18 protein-coding genes are annotated in these 19,068 nt (G+C 38.3%); 16 read left to right on the top strand and 2 right to left on the bottom strand.

What is annotated here, in order from left to right; genetic code table 11:
• Positions 1 to 25 precede the first annotated feature (25 nt).
• From atpB to QUE35_RS07010, 12 genes are read left to right on the top strand one after another with little or no spacing between them, the layout of a single operon-like run.
• The gene (atpB, locus tag QUE35_RS07065) at positions 26 to 1,072 is read left to right on the top strand and encodes a F0F1 ATP synthase subunit A (RefSeq protein WP_081705674.1); all 1,047 of its coding nucleotides are present in this window, start codon (positions 26 to 28) and stop codon (positions 1,070 to 1,072) included.
• A 42-nt stretch (positions 1,073 to 1,114) separates the two neighbouring features.
• Positions 1,115 to 1,369 (top strand): ATP synthase F0 subunit C, encoded by a 255-nt coding sequence (gene atpE, locus QUE35_RS07060; RefSeq protein ID WP_009318543.1) that lies wholly within the window; start codon positions 1,115 to 1,117, stop codon positions 1,367 to 1,369.
• 6 nt (positions 1,370 to 1,375) lie between these two features.
• On the top strand, positions 1,376 to 1,873 hold the full coding sequence (gene atpF, locus QUE35_RS07055) for a F0F1 ATP synthase subunit B (protein ID WP_022601209.1): 498 nt from the start codon (positions 1,376 to 1,378) through the stop codon (positions 1,871 to 1,873).
• A 6-nt stretch (positions 1,874 to 1,879) separates the two neighbouring features.
• Positions 1,880 to 2,431 (top strand): F0F1 ATP synthase subunit delta, encoded by a 552-nt coding sequence (locus QUE35_RS07050; RefSeq protein WP_022389618.1) that lies wholly within the window; start codon positions 1,880 to 1,882, stop codon positions 2,429 to 2,431.
• Positions 2,428 to 4,005: a F0F1 ATP synthase subunit alpha gene (gene atpA / locus QUE35_RS07045; RefSeq protein ID WP_022389617.1), complete on the top strand. Its 1,578-nt coding sequence runs from the start codon at positions 2,428 to 2,430 to the stop codon at positions 4,003 to 4,005. The genes QUE35_RS07050 and atpA overlap by 4 nt, the downstream gene beginning before the upstream one ends.
• Positions 4,006 to 4,010: 5 nt before the next feature.
• The gene (atpG, locus tag QUE35_RS07040; RefSeq protein ID WP_009318547.1) at positions 4,011 to 4,895 is read left to right on the top strand and encodes an ATP synthase F1 subunit gamma; all 885 of its coding nucleotides are present in this window, start codon (positions 4,011 to 4,013) and stop codon (positions 4,893 to 4,895) included.
• A gap of 57 nt (positions 4,896 to 4,952) precedes the next feature.
• A complete protein-coding gene (locus tag QUE35_RS07035) occupies positions 4,953 to 5,423 on the top strand; it encodes a NuoI/complex I 23 kDa subunit family protein (RefSeq protein ID WP_009318548.1) in 471 nt (156 codons plus the stop codon).
• A 6-nt stretch (positions 5,424 to 5,429) separates the two neighbouring features.
• Positions 5,430 to 5,942, top strand: coding sequence for an NADH-quinone oxidoreductase subunit J family protein (locus QUE35_RS07030; RefSeq protein WP_009318549.1), 513 nt, complete (start codon positions 5,430 to 5,432; stop codon positions 5,940 to 5,942).
• A 5-nt stretch (positions 5,943 to 5,947) separates the two neighbouring features.
• Positions 5,948 to 6,259, top strand: coding sequence for an NADH-quinone oxidoreductase subunit NuoK (gene nuoK, locus QUE35_RS07025; protein WP_009318550.1), 312 nt, complete (start codon positions 5,948 to 5,950; stop codon positions 6,257 to 6,259).
• A 22-nt stretch (positions 6,260 to 6,281) separates the two neighbouring features.
• Positions 6,282 to 8,177: an NADH-quinone oxidoreductase subunit L gene (nuoL, locus tag QUE35_RS07020; protein ID WP_031258603.1), complete on the top strand. Its 1,896-nt coding sequence runs from the start codon at positions 6,282 to 6,284 to the stop codon at positions 8,175 to 8,177.
• A 35-nt stretch (positions 8,178 to 8,212) separates the two neighbouring features.
• Entirely contained in the window at positions 8,213 to 9,712 is a 1,500-nt protein-coding gene (locus QUE35_RS07015) for a complex I subunit 4 family protein (RefSeq protein ID WP_022601206.1), read from the top strand.
• Positions 9,713 to 9,722: 10 nt separating this feature from the next.
• Complete coding sequence (locus QUE35_RS07010; RefSeq protein ID WP_022601205.1) at positions 9,723 to 11,153, top strand: NADH-quinone oxidoreductase subunit N; 1,431 nt, start codon at positions 9,723 to 9,725, stop codon at positions 11,151 to 11,153.
• Between the two features lie 581 nt (positions 11,154 to 11,734).
• On the opposite strand, the gene QUE35_RS07005 is transcribed toward QUE35_RS07010, so the two are convergent.
• Complete coding sequence (locus QUE35_RS07005; RefSeq protein ID WP_022601204.1) at positions 11,735 to 13,405, bottom strand: DUF4153 domain-containing protein; 1,671 nt, start codon at positions 13,403 to 13,405, stop codon at positions 11,735 to 11,737.
• 219 nt (positions 13,406 to 13,624) lie between these two features.
• Here QUE35_RS07005 and QUE35_RS07000 point away from each other — a divergent pair, with 219 nt between their 5' ends.
• Positions 13,625 to 14,305, top strand: a complete 681-nt coding sequence (locus QUE35_RS07000; protein ID WP_009318555.1) for a zinc metallopeptidase — start codon at positions 13,625 to 13,627, stop codon at positions 14,303 to 14,305.
• Positions 14,306 to 14,461: 156 nt separating this feature from the next.
• Here QUE35_RS07000 and QUE35_RS06995 read toward each other — a convergent pair whose 3' ends face one another.
• Entirely contained in the window at positions 14,462 to 15,160 is a 699-nt protein-coding gene (locus QUE35_RS06995; protein WP_022601203.1) for a Crp/Fnr family transcriptional regulator, read from the bottom strand.
• 129 nt (positions 15,161 to 15,289) lie between these two features.
• Between QUE35_RS06995 and QUE35_RS06990 the strand changes: the two genes are divergently transcribed.
• The 3 genes from QUE35_RS06990 to QUE35_RS06980 all read left to right on the top strand — a co-directional run bounded on the left by QUE35_RS06990 (position 15,290) and on the right by QUE35_RS06980 (position 19,061).
• A complete protein-coding gene (locus tag QUE35_RS06990) occupies positions 15,290 to 15,889 on the top strand; it encodes a MarC family protein (RefSeq protein WP_022601202.1) in 600 nt (199 codons plus the stop codon).
• A gap of 3 nt (positions 15,890 to 15,892) precedes the next feature.
• The gene (locus QUE35_RS06985) at positions 15,893 to 16,879 is read left to right on the top strand and encodes a 4Fe-4S binding protein (protein ID WP_022601201.1); all 987 of its coding nucleotides are present in this window, start codon (positions 15,893 to 15,895) and stop codon (positions 16,877 to 16,879) included.
• Between the two features lie 235 nt (positions 16,880 to 17,114).
• Positions 17,115 to 19,061 (top strand): glycogen debranching enzyme N-terminal domain-containing protein, encoded by a 1,947-nt coding sequence (locus tag QUE35_RS06980; protein WP_022601200.1) that lies wholly within the window; start codon positions 17,115 to 17,117, stop codon positions 19,059 to 19,061.
• The last annotated feature ends 7 nt before the right edge of the window (positions 19,062 to 19,068 follow it).

Genomic DNA, 19,068 nt, shown 5'->3' with positions numbered 1-19,068 from the left:
GGTCTATTGCAAAAGAGAAAAAGAAATGAAGCATATTTTAATATATTGGATGGGATTATTGCTCTTCTTGTTTATGCCTTTTGTGGCATCTGCATCGGAAGAGGAAGAACCGTTCAATGCCAAAGAGGCGATCTTTGAGCATTTGCTTGATAATTACGGATGGGAAATCCCTTTCTCTCATAGTCGCATGGCATTGCCGGTGATTGTCCGTGATTATAAAGGAGAGTGGTCTATTTTTAATTCTAAACGTCTGGAAGGTGGAAATTCTTATGATGGATATTTTATCGCTCAAGACGGGGATTATAAAGGTAAAATCGTAGGGCTTGATGCTACAGGAAAAGAATATCGGCCTTTTGATATATCTATTACAAAAAATGTAATGGCGCTCATGATAACTGCTTTAGTGATGTTTTTATTATTCTTTCCGTTAGCTCGGTGGTATAAGAAACATCCTTATAAAGCACCACGTCGCTGGTTAGGGTCGTTGGAGTTTGTTGTAGATATGATTTATAAAGATGTGATAAAGCCGATTTTAGGACCAGATGCACGACGTTTTGCTCCTTATCTGCTTACACTCTTTTTCTTTATACTTTGTATCAATATCTTGGGTATGATTGTTATATTCCCGGGAGGTGCTAACTTATCAGGAAATATTTCAATTACTCTTGTATTGGCGGTTTGTACATTTTTAGCAGTGAATCTTTTCGGTACAAAACATTATTGGAAAGATCTGTTTTGGCCGGAGGTGCCGATGTGGATGAAATGTCCGGTTCCTTTAATGCCTGTTATCGAGATATTCGGGGTGTTTACAAAACCGGTTGCATTGATGATTCGTCTGTTTGCTAATATGTTGGGAGGACATCTTATTGTATTGGTGTTGATTTCTCTTATTTTTATATTCGGGACTATGGGAACTGCAGTTTTGGGAGGAACGACGGTTTTATCAGTTGCTTTTTCCCTTTTCATGAATCTGTTGCATTTCCTTATTTGTTTTATTCAAGCTTATGTTTTCACCATGTTATCTACCATATTTATCAGTTTGGCACGTGTACGAGGTGAAGAAAAACAATAATTACGAAAAAGAATTAATGTATAACTTTAAAATTAAAACGTTATGTTAGGAATGATTTTATTACAAGCAGCTGCCGGTGCAGGTTTAGCAAAAATCGGAGCATGTATAGGTGCTGGTATTGCAGCAATCGGTGCAGGTTTGGGTATTGGTAAGATCGGATCTTCTGCCATGGAGTCTATCGCTCGTCAACCAGAATCATCTAACGATATTCGTGCGAACATGATCGTGATTGCCGCTTTGGTTGAAGGTGTGGCTTTGTTTGCTATTATTGTTTGTTTGTTAGCGATATTTTTATAATAAGCTATGGAACTGTTTAAGCCCGAATTCGGGCTGGTGTTCTGGATGTTTTTTGTATTTGTGGTTCTTTTTGCCATACTTGCAAAATACGCATGGCCTTATATTATTCGGAGTATTGATGATCGGGCTGATCTTATCGACAAAGGTGTCGAATATGCTCAAGATGCAAAAGCTCAATTAGAAAAGGCTACCGAGAACGCACAGTCCTTATTGGCAGAAGCTCAACGTCAGCAAATGGATATTATACGAGAAGCGACGCAGATGAAGTCTCAGATTATTGAAGAGGCTAAAAAAGTGGCTTCCGTAGAGGCCAAGAAAGTGATGGACGCTGCTGCCTTGTCGATCGAGCAAGCTCGTAAAGAGTCAGAACAACAGTTCCGTACCGAAGTCAGTGCATTTGCTTTACAAATTGCTGAAAAATTGATGCGGAAAGAGTTGTCGAATGATAAGACTCAGATTGAGATGATCGACAAACTACTGAATGATATTGAGAACAAAAACTAAAAGAACATGGACGAGGGGCTGATTTCACGTAGGTATGCTAAGGCCTTGCTTAAATTTGCACAGGATCGCGGAACTACGGACCAGATATATGAGGAGGTAAAGAAGTTTGAAGAGAACTTTGTCTCGCATCCTGAGTTACAGAAAGCATTGTTGAATCCGGTGCTCTCTGCAAAGGATAAGGAGAGTCTCCTTGCTGCTGCCGTCGGTGTGGCTCCGGGAGAAGACTACCTTCGTTTTGTTCGTTTAGTAATCCATAACCGGCGTGAAGCATATATTCGGTCGATTTACCTGATGTATCAGGAACTTTATCGGGAGTTGAAACAGATAGCCCAGGTTCGTATTATTACGGCAATGGAGCTGAATGAAGAGGCAATCGGTAAAATCAAGTCGCTTATTCTGCAGAAAGCAGGACAAGAGGTCGAATTTATTCATGAAGTAGATCCTTCCATTATCGGAGGATTTATTGTGAGGGTCGATTCTATGCAATTAGATGCTTCCGTAAATAAGGAACTTAAATTATTGCGTTTAAAATTACTAAACAGCAAAAAGCAATTATGATAAAACCAAACGAAATATCCGATATTTTAAAACAACAACTTGAAGAGGTCGATACTAAAATCGATTTTGAAGAAGTTGGTACTGTACTTGAAGTGGGCGATGGTGTCGCTCATGTGTTCGGGTTGGATAATGTTCGTTCCAGCGAGTTGATTGAGTTTGAAAATGGGGTACGCGGAGTGGCGATGAACCTTGAAGAAAGCAACGTAGGGGTGATCCTGATGGGTGCTGCAGATAAGGTGAAAGAGAACATGACGGTGCGTCGTACGGGCGAGATCGCTTCTATACCTGTAGGAGAAGGTTTGTTGGGACGTGTGATTAATACGTTGGGTGAGCCGATTGATGGAGCCGGTCCCATTGAAGGAGAAACTGTTTTGTTGCCTCTTGACCGTAAAGCTCCGGGCGTAATTTTCCGTCAGCCGGTAAATCAGCCGTTGCAGACAGGTATAAAAGCTGTCGATTCTATGGTGCCTATCGGACGTGGTCAACGGGAGCTGATTATCGGTGACCGTCAAACCGGAAAAACTTCGATTGCGGTAGATACTATTTTGAATCAACGGGATAATTACCTTGCAGGTGATCCGGTATATTGTATTTATGTAGCTATCGGACAAAAAGCTTCTTCTGTTGCGACTTTGGTAAATACGTTGCGGGAACATGGAGCGTTGGAATATACGATTGTGCTTGCTGCCAATGCATCCGATTCGGCTTCGATGAGATATTATGCACCGTTTGCGGGTGCGGCTATCGGAGAGTTTTTTAGGGATAGCGGCCGCCACGCTTTAGTCGTTTATGACGATTTGTCGAAACAGGCAGTTGCTTATCGTGAAATATCTTTGATCTTGCGTCGTCCTTCGGGTCGTGAAGCTTATCCGGGTGATATATTTTATTTGCATTCTCGTTTATTGGAACGTGCAGCGAAGATTATCGCGAATGATGAAGTTGCAGAAACAATGAATGATTTACCTGCCGTTCTTAAGCCGATAGTAAAAGGTGGAGGTTCTCTGACCGCTTTACCTATTATCGAGACTCAGGCCGGAGATGTTTCTGCTTATATTCCTACGAATGTAATTTCGATTACCGATGGACAGATATTTCTTGAAACGGGATTATTTAATCAAGGAATGAGACCTGCTATCAATGTAGGTATTTCTGTGTCTCGTGTGGGTGGAAATGCTCAAGTGAAAGCGATGAAGAAAGTGGCTGGAACGTTGAAAATCGACCAAGCTCAATATCGGGAGTTGGAATCGTTCTCTAAATTCGGGGGAGATCTTGACCCTGTTACGGAAATGGTGATAGATAAAGGTCGTAAGAATAGTATGATTCTTGTTCAGCCTCAATATTCTCCGATGCGGGTAGAAGACGAAATTGCCGTCATTTATTGCGGAACGAAAGGATTACTCCGGAATGTTCCTCTGGATAAAGTTGCGGAGTTTGAAAAAGTATTTTTGCAGATATTGAAAACGAAATATAAGACAGAAGTTCTGGACGAACTTCGTGCAGGTAAGTTGACTGAAGAAATGGAAAAAATTCTTCAGGATGTTGCTGCTGATGTCGCAAACCGATTTAAGGCTTAGAAGTTATGTCAACAATGCGCGAATTGAAGGGAAGAATCGGGTCTGTCCAGTCTTCCCAAAAGATTACCAGTGCTATGAAGATGATTTCTTCGGCAAAGTTGCGGAAAGCAGAAATTGCTTTGAAGCATGTCGTGCCGTTTAGAGATCAGATACAGAGTACGATTAATAATTTGCTGGGGGCCGATAGTGACTATCAATCGCCGTTGACCGAACAACGTCCCGTCCAACGGGTCGCTTTTGTCATTTTCGGTTCTGATGAAGGGCTTTGCGGAGCATTTAATGTGCAACTTTACAAATCTCTTATCGATTCTATAGATATATTACGTGAATCGTCAGATTCCACGATAGAGGTAACGGTATATCCGATCGGGAAAAAAGTCAAGTCTTTAGTTGCAAAAACTCCGGGAATACAGGTACGTCCGGTAGAGTATCTTTCTTCTAAGAGTACTCCTGATACCTTAAAACGGTTTTCCGATGAATTGACGGAGGCTTTTCTTGCCCACGAGTTTGATCGGATAGAGGTCGTATATGCATATTATAAAAGTGTTGCTTCTCAGGTGATGAAAACACGTCTTCTTTTACCGATAAGTACAGAAGAGTTTTTGTCTGATGCTAAAGCGCATAGGAATACGCCTTATATTTATGAACCTGACCGTTCTACGATATTTGAGCTTGTACTTCCGCTTTTTGTGCGTTCGACTTTGCAAGAGGCTTGTTATCAGAGTCGGACTTCGGAACAGGGGGCTCGTATTATGGCAATGCAAATGGCGAGTGATAATGCCAAGAATCTGTTAGAGGATTTACAACTTGAGTATAATAAATTGCGTCAGCAGGGAATCACAACCGAATTGCTCGATATTTTGGGTGGAACAGTCAAAGACACAGAATAAGTAACACACAAATAAAAGAAAAATAAGATTCAAAAATATAGTTGCGAAAACGTAGAAATGGAAAGTTTTAAAAATTACATCACTTCTTTCTGGAAAGGCTTGTGGAGCTTATTGGTCGGGATGAAAGTAACGGGAAAGGAATTTGTAACCCCGAAAGTGACCGAACAATATCCTGAGAACAGAAAGACTTTAAAGATCGCTGATCGTTTCAGGGGAACATTGACATTGATTGAGGATGAGAACGGGCATAACAAATGTATTGCCTGCGGTATCTGTCAAATGAATTGTCCGAATGGAACTATCAAGGTCCTTTCTTCTAAGATTACAACGGAAGACGGAAAAACGAAACGAGTGTTAGATAAATATATGTATGATTTGGGTAGTTGTACTTTCTGCCAATTATGTGTAATAACTTGTCCTCACGATGCATTGGAGTTTGTTCCGGATTTTGAACATGCTGTCTTTACCCGTGAAAAATTGGTAAAACAACTTAATCATACTACAGAAGCAACTGTAGAAAACAAATAATTTATTATGGAACAAATAGCGAATCAGGTTATCTTTTATTTGCTTGCGGCGGTTATTGTCATATTTTCTGTTCTTACGGTGACTACCCGTCGTATTTTACGGGCAGCGACATATCTTCTTTTTGTGTTGTTTGCTACTGCCGGTCTCTATTTTCAGCTCGATTATCACTTCCTCGGTGCAGTGCAAATTGCTATTTATGCAGGAGGGATTGTCGTTCTGTTTGTCTTCTCAATTTTATTGACCAGCGGTTTGGGAGAAAAGGCTGAGAAATTGACCAGCAAGAAAAAATTTTGGGGAATTTTGGCATCTGTCGTCGGAGCAGTGGTTTGCGGTTATGCATTGATTACGCAAGTTTTTACACCGTCTAGTTTTCAGAGTTTTTCGGAGCTGGACATGAAAACAGTCGGACATGCTCTTATGGGGATGGAAAAGTACCAGTATATATTACCTTTTGAGGTAATCAGTGTGTTATTATTAGCTTGTATAATCGGCGGCATTATGATTGCCCGAAAAAGATAAAATGTATGGAAATCCCTATGATTGGTTATCTGATGGTGAGTACCGTCATGTTTTTTGCCGGAGTTTACGGTTTTATTACCCGTAGAAATATGCTGGCAATACTTATTTCGCTGGAGCTGATGCTCAACTCGGTAGATATAAATTTTGTGGTGTTTAACCGATATCTTTTCCCTCAGCAGTTAGAAGGATTTTTCTTTACCCTTTTTGCCGTGGGAATTGCTGCTGCTGAGACTGCAATAGCAATTGCGATTATTATAAATATTTACCGTAATATTCGGAATATTCAGGTGGGTAATCTGGATAAGATGAAATATTGATCATTGCTTTAAACAACGAATTATGGAATATTCATTGATTATACTTTTGTTACCGCTCTTTATGTTCCTGTTATTAGGGCTTTGCGGGCATAAGATGTCGCACCGTACTGCCGGTTTATTGGGAACTACCGGATTATTTATCGTGACGGCATTGGCTTATACGGTCGCTTTTCAGTATTTTACTTTACCACGTGTGGACGGAGTGTATCAGACATTGATACCTTTCAATATCGAGTGGTTACATTTTACAGAACATTTGCATATCAGTTTGGGAATATTGCTTGATCCTATTTCTGTAATGATGTTGGTCGTGATAACCACAGTATCTCTTATGGTACATTTATACAGTATCGGCTATATGCATGGAGAGGTTGGGTTTCAACGCTATTTTGCGTTCTTGTCGCTATTCAGCTTTTCGATGTTAGGTCTGGTTGTGGCGACCAATATTTTTCAAATGTATATTTTCTGGGAGTTGGTGGGTGCTTCTTCTTACTTGCTGATCGGATTCTATTATACAAAAGCGTCAGCGGTTTCTGCATCTAAGAAAGCATTTATCGTAACTCGATTTGCGGATCTCGGATTCTTGGTTGGTATTTTGATCCTTTCGTTCTATACCGAAACATTCGATTTTAAAACTTTGACCGATGGCAGTGTCTCTATTCTTTCTTCTACGGGAGGTAAAACATTCCTCGGTTTCTCGATAGCATCTTGGGCAATGGCTCTTATCTTTATGGGTGGTGCCGGAAAATCAGCAATGTTTCCTTTGCATATATGGTTACCTGATGCAATGGAAGGTCCGACTCCGGTTTCTGCATTGATCCATGCCGCAACGATGGTTGTTGCCGGAGTTTATCTGGTTGCCCGGTTATTCCCGGTTTATTGTATGACACCTGAAGTTCTTGATCTGATAACCTATATCGGGGCATTTACTGCATTATATGCTGCTGTTGTAGCATGTGTACAGACTGATATAAAACGGGTTTTGGCGTTTTCTACTATTTCTCAGATCGCATTTATGATGGTTTCTTTAGGTGTTGCCAGTGAGGCGGCCGGTTTAGGTTATATGGCATCAATGTTCCATTTGTTTACTCATGCCATGTTTAAGGCTTTACTTTTCTTGGGAGCAGGAGCTATTATACATGCCGTTCATTCGAATGAAATGTCTCATATGGGCGGACTTCGTAAATATATGCCGATAACTCATATAACTTTCCTAATCGCATGTTTGGCTATTGCCGGAATTCCTCCGTTCTCTGGATTCTTCAGTAAAGACGAGATCTTGGCGGCTGTGTTCGAAAAGAGCACTTTCTGGGGAGTATGGATGGCTGTGGTTGCCGGTCTTACCGCATTTTATATGTTCCGTTTATATTATAACATTTTCTGGGGAAAAGAAGCTGAACATGAGCATACACCTCATGAAGCTCCGAAAGTTATGTCCATACCTTTGATATTTTTAGCACTGGTGACATGTGTCGCAGGATTTATTCCTTTCGGAGAGTTTGTGACAAGTGACGGTCTGCCGTACCATATTCATATCGAAATGTCGGTTGCCGTGACCAGTGTCATTATCGCTATCGTCGGGATAGCATTGGCAACTTGGTTGTATAAGAATCCGAATGATAAACCTGCCCGTATGGCAGCTTCGATGAGCGGTTTATATAAATGGGCATATCATCGTTTCTATATTGATGAGGTTTACCAGTTTATTACCCATAAGATTATTTTCAATGGCATTTGTTCTCCGATTGCTTGGTTCGACCGTCATGTTATTGATGGAAGTATGAATATGTTGGCATGGATAACACAGACAACATCCTATCATATTCGCGGGTTACAGTCGGGACGTTTGCAATCTTATGCGTTGGTATTTATTTTAGGTGCTATGATCATTGCCATTATAGCTGTTATATGCTTGTAAAGAATGGTTGAAAGATATTTATAAAAAGAATTACTATGAATTTTTTATCTTTATTTGTGCTTATTCCTCTTTTGATGATGGTCGGGTTGGCCTTGTCGAAAGAGATGAAACAGATACGATTGGTAGCCGTAACGGGTTCAGCCATTCAATTATTATTAGCAATAGGTTTAGTTGCGCTCTATTTGTGTGAGCGTTCTGCTGGAAATACAGCGGAGATGCTGTTTCTTGCCGATACCGTCTGGTATGCGCCTCTGAATATCCATTATGCGGTGGGTGTCGATGGCGTTTCGGTGGCGATGATTTTGCTTTCTGCAATTATTGTTTTTGCAGGGGTCTTTGCTTCTTGGAAAATAGATCCTCTACCAAAAGAATTTTTCCTTTGGCTTATACTGTTATCGATCGGAGTATTCGGGTTCTTCATTTCTATTAACTTGTTTACGATGTTTATGTTCTATGAGATCGCTTTGATTCCGATGTACCTATTGATCGGAGTTTGGGGAAGCGGTAATAAGAATTATGCGGCAATGAAGCTGACCTTGATGCTTATGGGAGGATCTGCGTTATTGCTTGTCGGTATATTGGGTATTTATTTTCATTCCTCAGCCGATGGACATTTGACTATGAATATATTGGAAATTGCAAAAAATAATGCGATTCCGATGAGTGCCCAGTATCTTTTCTTCCCTTTGACATTTATCGGTTTCGGAGTGTTAGGAGCGATGTTCCCGTTCCATACATGGTCTCCTGATGGTCATGCTTCTGCTCCGACGGCGGTTTCTATGTTGCATGCCGGTGTGTTGATGAAGCTTGGAGGATACGGATGTTTTAGGGTAGCGATGTACTTGATGCCTCAGGCAACACAAGAACTTTCTTGGATATTTTTGATTTTAACCGGTATCAGTGTTGTTTACGGAGCATTTAGTGCTTGTGTACAAAAAGACTTGAAATATATCAATGCGTATTCTTCTGTAAGTCACTGCGGTTTGGTGCTGTTTGCATTGCTAATGTGGAATACTACAGCTATGACCGGAGCTGTATTGCAAATGTTGTCTCATGGTTTGATGACGGCCCTTTTCTTTGCGTTGATCGGTATGATTTACGGTCGTACGCATACTCGGGATATTCGGGAGATGGGCGGTCTTATGAAAATTATGCCATTCCTTTCGACTTGTTATGTAATTGCCGGTTTTGCTTCTTTAGGACTTCCGGGATTAAGTGGTTTTGTTGCAGAAATGACAGTATTTGTCGGAGCTTTCCAATGGACGGATACTTTCCATAGAGCCTTTACTATCATTGCTTGTACCTCCATTGTAATTACGGCTGTATATATCCTTCGAGTAGTAGGAAAACTGCTTTATGGTAAAGTCGAGAATGAACATCATTTGTCTCTTACCGATGCAACTTGGTTCGAACGGCTTTCGGCAATATCTTTGATCGTTTCGGTTGCTGCTTTAGGTATCGCTCCTTCTTGGGTATCTAATATGATCAGCAATAGTATGGAAGTAATTAGTCAACGCATTTTACAATATATCTAATAGAAAGAGTATGGATTATTCAAATTTTTTAGGAATGCGGGATGAGCTATCATTATTGGTAGTTATCGTACTCCTGTTTTTATATGATACATTCGGGTCGGTTAAAAGCTTGAAATGCTTTTCTGCGACAGCTTGTGTTTTATTATTAGCGCATACAATATTTACGATTGTTCCGGGAGAACAAGTGTCTCTTTTCGGTGGCATGTATCAGTCGGGACCGGCTACATCGGTAATTAAGACCATACTCAATATCGGAACATTACTCGTTTTGATACAGGCTTCGTCTTGGATTAAAAACGAAGATGTGATAATTCGTCGCGGAGAATATTATGTGTTGACGCTTATTACGCTTTTGGGTATGTATTTAATGACTTCTTCGGGAAACTTTTTATTGTTTTTTCTCGGACTCGAAACAGCTTCTTTGCCTATCACTGCTTTGGTCGCTATGGAAAAATACAAACATGATTCTCATGAAGCCGCCGCTAAATATGTATTTATTGCCGTATTTTCATCTGCTTTGATGCTATTGGGTATTTCTTATTTGTATGGAATAGGGGGGACTCTTTATTTTGATGATTTGAGTTATATGCTCGGTGTGTCGCCTTTGCTCATCGTAGGGTTAGTCTTTTTTATTGCCGGATTGGGATTCAAGCTGTCTTTAGTTCCTTTCCATTTATGGACGGCAGATGTTTATCAAGGAGCGCCGACTTCGGTAACTGCTTATCTGTCTGTTATCTCTAAGGGAGCTGCAGCTTTTACCTTTATGATGATATTGTATAAAGTATTTGGTTCTGTCGAATGTATTTGGCAGGGTATTTTATATGCATTGATTATTCTCACGATTACAATAGGTAACTTGTTTGCGATTCGTCAACAAAATCTGAAAAGATTTCTTGCTTTTTCTTCTATTTCGCAAGCCGGTTATATTATGTTGGGCGTTATATCGAATACAGGTTTAGGCTTAACATCGCTGAGTTATTATGTATTGGTCTATATCTTCTCCAATCTTGCTGCTTTCGGAGTGATATCGGTTATTGAAAATCGGACGGGAAAAGTAAATATGGATGATTATAATGGCCTTTATAAGACTAATCCTAAACTAAGTATTGCGATGATGCTGGCTATGTTCTCATTAGCTGGTATTCCTCCTTTTGCCGGTTTTTTCAGCAAGTTCTTTATCTTTTATGCCGCAGCCGAACAAGGTTTTTATATTCTTGTATTGATAGCTCTTATTAATACGGTTATTTCATTATACTATTATTTATTGGTGGTTAAGGCCATGTTTATCAAACAAGATGAATGTGTAGTTGAGAATTTCCGTTCCGATAATGCTTCTCGTTTGAGTATATCACTTTGCGTATTGGGTATTGTTGTGATCGGTTTGATCAGCGGAATATATGATCAAATATTTGAGTATAGCCATGGGCTATTCGGCTTTTGATACTGAAAATAATACTTTATAAAATAAACGCTTCCGGTAATCTCTTATCGGAAGCGTTTTTTATGCAGAAAGGATTTTGAGGCATAGACGCCTCTATGCGGAGGTTATCATTGGCCTCCTATAATGTTAATTATATGGCCTTTTGTAGGGAAAATAAGCGAGATCCGGTATCTTGACAAGTGAAAGATATATGGGGGATGTATGTTATATCTTTTACATTGTATTTGATATTCCCGGATGACGCTTCCTGTATTAACCATAGAACACTTCAAAAATAATAAGATGTATAATGATATGCCAATAATATACTCATATTGTTTTATTGATAAATATTATTATGACAAATTGATATTTAAATGAATGTTTTATGTTCGTTTTTGATAAATGAATGGGTTTTGGAGAGAATATTGTAATTATTTTGTTTTCGAGCAATAAATTTTTTGAGGAATTTCTTCCACTTTGTAACGATGTTGTCGGTTATTGGTACAGTTTCCTTTTAAGAGGGAAACTTACTATTCATGTGGATTTCTCTCAAATGTTATCCGAAAAAAGTTTAGACAGGCTTTAAGAGTGGTTATATTCTATTTTCGGAGAATATAATCTATTTGCAGGTCGCTTATTGTCAGATCAGTTTTCATATCGAATATTATTCGTCCGAAAGATATGTATAAAGAATCAGTTTCGTAATTTGTGAGTATATTTTCTTGCTGTAAGAATCTCTTTTTTGTGGAATTTTTTGTAAGTCCTGATTTTTGAAGTAACGATGTTTGCAATTCCTCGAAACTGATATTTAGTAAAACGTCATTTTTGTCTTTGATCAGTAATTTTTTCCCGGAAGTATCGACGCTGATATCTTCGCAACTGTCACTTAGATTTATCGGGTACAGAGATCGATACATACTGATATCTATTTTTTTTGTTTTTCCATCGAGTAGAGGCAATGAAACGAAATCATAGGCAGAGTCCTTATATCTTTCTTGTGGTTCAGGAAGTAAATTCGTACCGTATTTTTTCTGTACGAAATCTTTTCCTTTTTCGTGTTGTACGTATAAAAAAGCTTCGTATAGTTGTGTGTATTGCGGGTCGTACAGCAGACTGTCGCTATTTGTTTCCGATATATTTTTTAATTTTCCATTTTCTCCTAAAAGGTCTAAGTTCCGAGATAAAACACTTACTCTCTTCTGTTGGGATTCTATACCGATGTTTTTAGCTGTTATTCCCGGAATATAAGTGAAACTTGCGAGTAGTATGATAGACAGAGCTGTAACGTATAAGTACCGGCTGGTTTTGCTTGATAAGAATAAAAGTAGTGTTATCGACATAATAGATCCACAGATAACCAGATAAACTCGTGCTGTCGTAAATCCGTATTGTTGAACCCGATATAGTACTCCTATCCAAAACATGAGCTGGGCTGGGATAGAGATCAGACTGTAATGTCTGTAATACCAGTTGTATATTTGTTTGTGTAAAAATGGTTGCAAGGCCTTTGCCAATACCGTAATTAGCGTAAAAGCGAATACTATATATGCAATTCCGCCTTTAGGTAAGCTCCACGAAAAGAAAATAGTCGTAAAATATATGTATAGTATGATCGTGTATATGAGTATCGCAGGAGATAGTATATAATTTGTAAGTATTTCCAGAGCAGATTTTTTTTCTTGAGTCGATAAGGTTTCTTGTCGGTTATTGAATGTTAAAAATAGGCAGGGCATTCCTATAATGAAACATATCATAGATAAATAGGAAGAAACGTTATACTCGCTTTGGGGAAATATATTGAAGATGTAAGTGACGGAGTAATAAATGCCGATTAATAAGAAGTATGCGCATCCGCTTAGGAGAGCCGCTTGAAGCAGATGGGTAAAATAGCAAGTTGCCTGGAACGTAAAAGATTTATTGTCGGAAATCCAGTTTCGGATGAGGAGCATAAGAGCTGCGATGGTAAGTGCAACGGAATATTCTATGGAGAAAACCCAATCAGAAACATCTATACAGAAAAAAGGAAATACCAATAATGGCGAGATATAATATAAGATTCTCCATGTCCCTTGTGAAAACCATTTATTTAAAAGATAAGAAAGGACAAAGAACAGAGGAAAAACAAAAGGATACAATTTGTTTGTCGTAATTACATTTTCCCGAATGAGAGATGCAGATACAAAACAGAGAATCGAGATTGTTATCTCTGCCGTATTGTTTTTTATAGTGCCGGATATTTGTCGGGAAAATGATTTGATGCGTTCTTTCATGATTATCTGTTTATAATCTTATTTATTTACAAATATATAAATCTTTATTCTTATTCGTGGGAAAATATCTATTGCTGTTTGTTTTTGAAAAAGATAAAAGATATCTTGTTGTTCGAGTATAAATCGTTTTAACTCTATTTATTTATACCTCCCGTTTTGTTTAACATTTGAAATCCTCTTTTTGTAGTATATTTGTCTCAAACAATAAAAGAGAAATTTATGATTTATGTTATTTTCATTGTCTTTGCTTTGATTAGTTTCGGAGTGCAAAAGACATTGCAAAACAAATTCGAAAACTATTCTAAAGTACCTATTCCAAATGGTCTGACAGGAAAAGATATAGCCGAAAAGATGTTGCATGATAACGGTATTTATAATGTTACCGTTACTTCTGTTGACGGGAAATTGACAGATCACTATAATCCGGAGAATCATACGGTAAATTTAAGCCATGAGGTTTATCATGGTAATAGTGTTGCTGCTGCTGCAGTAGCGGCTCATGAGTGCGGACATGCCGTGCAACATGCTACTGCTTATGCGTTTTTGAATATGAGATCCAAATTAGTTCCTATTGTGAGTTTTGCGTCGCATTGGGTACAATGGGTGCTGTTGGCGGGTATTATATTGTTGCAGAGTTTTCCGCAGCTTATGCTTTTCGGGATTATCTTGTTCGCATTGACTACATTGTTCAGTTTTGTGACGCTTCCGGTAGAAATAAATGCGAGTGCAAGAGCTTTAGCTTGGCTTGACAGAGCAGGGATAACAAATGTAAGTACACATGATAAAGCCAAAGATGCTCTTAAATGGGCAGCATATACATATGTAGTGGCGGCTCTTAGTTCATTGGCTACATTGGTATATTATATTCTTTTGTTTTTAGGATCACGAAGTGACGACTGACTTTAGCTTTTTATATATTTTCTTTGAATAGATAAAAGGTATTGCTTCTTGAAGAACGGGCAATACCTTTTTTATTTTTTAGACAGTAAATAAACATAAAGAAGCCGGAGTAGAAAGAACTAATTCCGGCTTCTTTATGTTTTGTAAGTTTTTTATTTAATCGTCATCATCTGTGGTAAGAATGGCTTTAAGTTTTTCCCGGTCGAGGATAGTAATCTCACGAGTCGAGTAATCGATGATGCCGTCTTCTTTCAATTCGTTTAGTGCATTCATAAAAACAGAACGTTGTACTCCGAAAAATGTGTACAAATCTTTTTGTTTGCATATTACCCTTACGTCTATCGACTTGCGCTGTGTAAAGCAGAGTACCCAAAATGCCAAGCGTTCTTTTACATTTCCGGAAGAAAGTGCGAGAAATGTTTCGACACTTTTCTGGGAACGCCTCGATATGATGTTCAACAGGTTTATAAGGATAATCGATTCATCCTGCATGATGCGGATAAATGTTTGCTTATCGATTTGCATGATTCCTGTCTCTTCTACAGCATAGAGATCGGATGGATAATTTGTATTCCTGCCGAATAGGTGATTGGGCGACAATACGTTCGGAGCGCAAAGGACTTCCGAAACACGAATCTTTCCGCTTTTGTTGACCATTTCTGAACGTACGCATCCGGATATCAGGAATTTCAAGTGTGTACACTCTTCTCCCTTTGATACGATTTGTTCTCCCGATTTATATTTGAGAAAATGAAATTTTGTTTTCTCGATAAGCTCTGAAATTTTTGCTCTGCTGACTCCCTGAAATAACGGAAGTTGCAGCAAAACGTCATACATGCTGTCCATCGAATCCATATTTTGTTTATTCAAAAGTATAAATAAAAATCTAACCTTCAATTTGTAAACATAAAATCGATACAATTGTTTAGAAACTATTGATTTATTTTTTTTTTGTTAACTTTGCTCCTGTAAAAACTTAAACCTATGGATAATCTATTGCATTTTGACATTCAGGAGGTAATCAGTGCCTTTGTCGTTTTATTTGCTGTGATTGATATAACGGGGCTGGTTCCTATTATTATCGATTTAAAAGAAAAAGGGAATGAAATTAATGCAGGCAAGGCTGCATTTTATTCTTTATTTTCTTTTATTGTTTTTCTTTTTATGGGAAACATGATGTTACAACTTTTTCATGTAGATATATCTTCCTTTGCCATTGCCGGTTCGTTAGTGATTTTCGTAATGGCTATAGAGATGATTTTTGGCGTGGAGATTTTTAAGATGGACGGGCCTGCTGGTTCTGCGACAATAGTTCCGATTGTTTTTCCGTTGATTGCCGGGGCAGGTTCTTTTACGACATTGCTTTCTTTGCGGGCGTTGTATAGCTTGCTTGATATAATAATAGCATTGGTCCTTAATATTTTAATAATTTATATTGTAATAAAGCGAGTCAATATTATCGAGAAGTTGTTGGGTAAGGGAGGTGTTTATGTACTTCGAAAATTCTTTGGGATTATTCTATTGGCTATTTCTGTAAGAATGTTTATCGACAATCTCACCAAACTATTATCCACTCTTTTATAACTCATGACCGTATCTTTTTCCCATATACGGTTATTTACGGCATTTGTTCCTGCGTTATCGACTTTATTCTTGTTATCGGTTGTCGCAGTAAAAGTTCCAGGTCTATTTTTAGGTGAAAGGTTTTTTAGGGGCGGATGTTGGCTACAAGTAGTATTGGCTGCGGCTTATGCTTTTTTGTTATGCTGGAAAATGCAGGATATTCGTTTGAGAGCTCGTTGGAGAAGATATAGTTGGCTGATATTCTCTTTTTCCTTTTTCGGGCAACTTTTGTTGGGGATTATGTGCGACTCTATATTTCTTTTGTCCGGAGAGTTGCATTTTCCTATCCCGATGATGATAATCGGAGGGGCTGTTTATCGTTGGGAATTTGGGTTTATGCCTCTTTTACTTATTCTTACTATCTTGTTGTCAGGACCGGCATGGTGCAGTCATCTTTGTTATTTCGGTGCATTAGATAATATGGTTGCAGGACATTTATCATTACCCCCAAAACCTTATAAATTTTTTCTGCCGGCACGATATACTATATTGGTATTGACTGTTATTGTGGCTTTGGTTGCCAAATGGAGCGGATTATCGTATGTGGCGATATCCGGAATAGTTGTTTTATTCGGTATTACAGGTTTTTTTGTTATGATCCTCTCCTATAAAAGACATATGATGGTGCACTGTTCTGGCTATTGTCCGGTCGCTGCTTTGGTATCTTTAGGAAAATATATTTCTCCTTTTCGTTTCAAGATAAATAAAGAAGCTTGCACTTTGTGTGGGGCTTGTATCTGTAGATGTCGTTATGGGGCATTATCGAAAGCGCAAATAAAAACCGGCAAACCGGGAATAAATTGTTCTTACTGTGGAGATTGTATTTCTGCGTGCAATCATGGAGCTTTACAGTATGCTTTTCTGAATATGAATGCAGATCATTCTCAAAGAATATGGCTGATGATAGTGATTACTTTGCAATCTTGCTTTTTAGCTATAGCCCGGGTATAGATCACATTTAAAATACAAATTTGTTTAAAGATAAAAATAAAAAAAGAAAATGACAACGAAAATTTCTTTTTCTTTTTTAAGTTGAAAATTTTTATTGAGAAAGACGTCTTTTTACTAAATAAATCGATTAAATGTTTGGCTTTTCTGATAACAATTTTTATATTCGTGAAAACTAATATCAAGTATTAAAGCACAAGATTTGACCGTTAACCGATTTTTTTAATTAACAATAAATATGAGTTATCTGAAGTTTGACAAAAGTTTGATGATTAACTTGGAACAGTCTCTTCCTAAAGAGATGTTACGTACAAACAAATCGGGAGCTTATCATTGTACGACGATTGTTGATTGTAACACTCGAAAACAACACGGATTATTGGTAATTCCTATTCCGGAGATGGATAATGACTCTCATGTTCTTTTATCATCATTCGATGAAACCGTGATACAACACGGTGCTCCTTTTAATTTAGGTTTACATAAATATCAGGGAGATTGTTTCAGCCCTAACGGACATAAATATATCCGTGAGTTCGATTGTGAATCAGTTCCCAAAACTGTATATCGGGTGGGGGGTGTAATTTTAAGTAAGGAAAAAGTTTTTATTTCGCATGAAAACCGGATTTTGATTAAATACACATTGTTAGATGCCCATTCTGAAACGACGTTACAGTTCCGTCCTTTTCTTGCTTTTAGAAATGCGAATGCTCTTTGTATTGAGAATGACAGGATCAACCGTCATTATGAACAGGCTTTGAATGGTGTTAGCTTTTGTCTTTATGAAGGGTATCCAGCATTGTATTTACAGTTCAATAAAGAGGTTAGTTTCGTCAGTGATCCATATTGGAATAAGGGCATTGAATATGTTAAAGATCAGGAACGAGGATATGACTATAAAGAAGATCTGTATGTTCCCGGATATTTCGAATTACCTATAAAGAAAGGCGAAAGTATTATATTTTCCGCCGGAGTAGGAGAGATAAAACCTCGATCTTTGAGCATGATGTATAATAGGGAAATGAAGTTACGGACTTATCGTAACAGTTTCTTTAATTGCCTGAAAAATTCTGCACAACAATTTTATCTGAAAAAACAAAAAGATAATTATCTGTTGGCGGGTTATCCTTGGTTTGGTGTTCGGGCTAGAGATCTGTTTATCGCTCTTCCCGGATGTACATTGGCTGTAGGGGATGTAGAAACATTCGACTCTATCATGCATACTGCGATGCGGGCGTTAAAAGCCTTTATGGAGAAAGGTGTTCGGAGTGAAGTAATTCAAGGAATAGACTATCCCGATATTCTTTTATGGGCAGTATGGTCATTGCAACAATATGCCAAGGAAACATCTCTTGAACATTGTACGGCAAAATACGGAACTTTAATTACCGAAATTGTCGATTATATAATCAAAAACAAGCATCCGAATCTTTTTTTGCATGAAAACGGATTATTATACAGTAATGGACATGACGTTCCTATTTCATGGATGGATGCGGTAGCCTATGGAAAACCTATTATACCGCGTAGTGGTTATTTAGTTGAATTTAATGCATTGTGGTATAATATACTACGTTTTTCAGCCTCATTGATTGCGGATAAGCCGGAACAGAGGGTTATTGTGGATCGGTTGAATGCTTTGGGTGATAAACTTGCTTTGTCATTTAAAGATATGTTTTTAAATGATTATGGGTATTTGTTCGATTATGTCGATGGAAATTTTGCAGATTGGAGTGTTCGTCCCAACATGCTGTTCGCTCTTTCGCTCGATTACTCTCCATTAGATAAAAAAGAACGGAAAAAAGCGTTGGATGTAGTTACCCGAGAACTGTTGACTCCGAAAGGTATCCGTACATTAAGCCCTAAAAGTCATGGATATTCTCCTACTTATTTGGGGAATGAAGCAGAACGGGAGAATGCTTATTATCAAGGTCCGGCCCGACCATGGTTGATGGGAGCTTATGCAGAGGCGTATCTCAAGATATTCGGGTTGAGCGGAGTTTCATTTTTGGAACGGATGTTGATCGGCTATGAAGAGGAGATGTCTAATAATTGTATCGGAACAATTTCCGAGTTATTTGACGGAAATCCTCCTTACATGGGACGTGGAGCTATCAGTTTTGCGGTGAATGTAGGAGAGATATTGAGAGTATTGAGTTTATTAAAAAAATACAACCATTTTTAAAACCGAA

This window comes from Coprobacter fastidiosus (assembly GCF_030296935.1).
GTDB lineage: Bacteria > Bacteroidota > Bacteroidia > Bacteroidales > Coprobacteraceae > Coprobacter > Coprobacter fastidiosus.
The sequence above is the reverse complement of the archived record's forward strand: the minus strand, read 5'-3'. Positions and strand labels throughout refer to the sequence as shown.

What these genes read in the sequence shown, in the direction of transcription:
- QUE35_RS07010 (WP_022601205.1), top strand. Translation starts at nt 9,723, where the DNA reads ATGGATTATTCAAATTTTTTAGGAATGCGGGATGAGCTATCATTATTG.
- nuoK (WP_009318550.1), top strand. Translation starts at nt 5,948, where the DNA reads ATGGAAATCCCTATGATTGGTTATCTGATGGTGAGTACCGTCATGTTT.
- QUE35_RS06995 (WP_022601203.1), bottom strand. Translation starts at nt 15,160, where the DNA reads ATGGATTCGATGGACAGCATGTATGACGTTTTGCTGCAACTTCCGTTA.
- atpA (WP_022389617.1), top strand. Translation starts at nt 2,428, where the DNA reads ATGATAAAACCAAACGAAATATCCGATATTTTAAAACAACAACTTGAA.
- atpE (WP_009318543.1), top strand. Translation starts at nt 1,115, where the DNA reads ATGTTAGGAATGATTTTATTACAAGCAGCTGCCGGTGCAGGTTTAGCA.
- QUE35_RS07050 (WP_022389618.1), top strand. Translation starts at nt 1,880, where the DNA reads ATGGACGAGGGGCTGATTTCACGTAGGTATGCTAAGGCCTTGCTTAAA.
- atpF (WP_022601209.1), top strand. Translation starts at nt 1,376, where the DNA reads ATGGAACTGTTTAAGCCCGAATTCGGGCTGGTGTTCTGGATGTTTTTT.
- atpG (WP_009318547.1), top strand. Translation starts at nt 4,011, where the DNA reads ATGTCAACAATGCGCGAATTGAAGGGAAGAATCGGGTCTGTCCAGTCT.
- QUE35_RS07005 (WP_022601204.1), bottom strand. Translation starts at nt 13,405, where the DNA reads ATGAAAGAACGCATCAAATCATTTTCCCGACAAATATCCGGCACTATA.
- QUE35_RS06990 (WP_022601202.1), top strand. Translation starts at nt 15,290, where the DNA reads ATGGATAATCTATTGCATTTTGACATTCAGGAGGTAATCAGTGCCTTT.
- QUE35_RS06985 (WP_022601201.1), top strand. Translation starts at nt 15,893, where the DNA reads ATGACCGTATCTTTTTCCCATATACGGTTATTTACGGCATTTGTTCCT.
- QUE35_RS06980 (WP_022601200.1), top strand. Translation starts at nt 17,115, where the DNA reads ATGAGTTATCTGAAGTTTGACAAAAGTTTGATGATTAACTTGGAACAG.
- QUE35_RS07030 (WP_009318549.1), top strand. Translation starts at nt 5,430, where the DNA reads ATGGAACAAATAGCGAATCAGGTTATCTTTTATTTGCTTGCGGCGGTT.
- nuoL (WP_031258603.1), top strand. Translation starts at nt 6,282, where the DNA reads ATGGAATATTCATTGATTATACTTTTGTTACCGCTCTTTATGTTCCTG.
- atpB (WP_081705674.1), top strand. Translation starts at nt 26, where the DNA reads ATGAAGCATATTTTAATATATTGGATGGGATTATTGCTCTTCTTGTTT.
- QUE35_RS07000 (WP_009318555.1), top strand. Translation starts at nt 13,625, where the DNA reads ATGATTTATGTTATTTTCATTGTCTTTGCTTTGATTAGTTTCGGAGTG.
- QUE35_RS07035 (WP_009318548.1), top strand. Translation starts at nt 4,953, where the DNA reads ATGGAAAGTTTTAAAAATTACATCACTTCTTTCTGGAAAGGCTTGTGG.
- QUE35_RS07015 (WP_022601206.1), top strand. Translation starts at nt 8,213, where the DNA reads ATGAATTTTTTATCTTTATTTGTGCTTATTCCTCTTTTGATGATGGTC.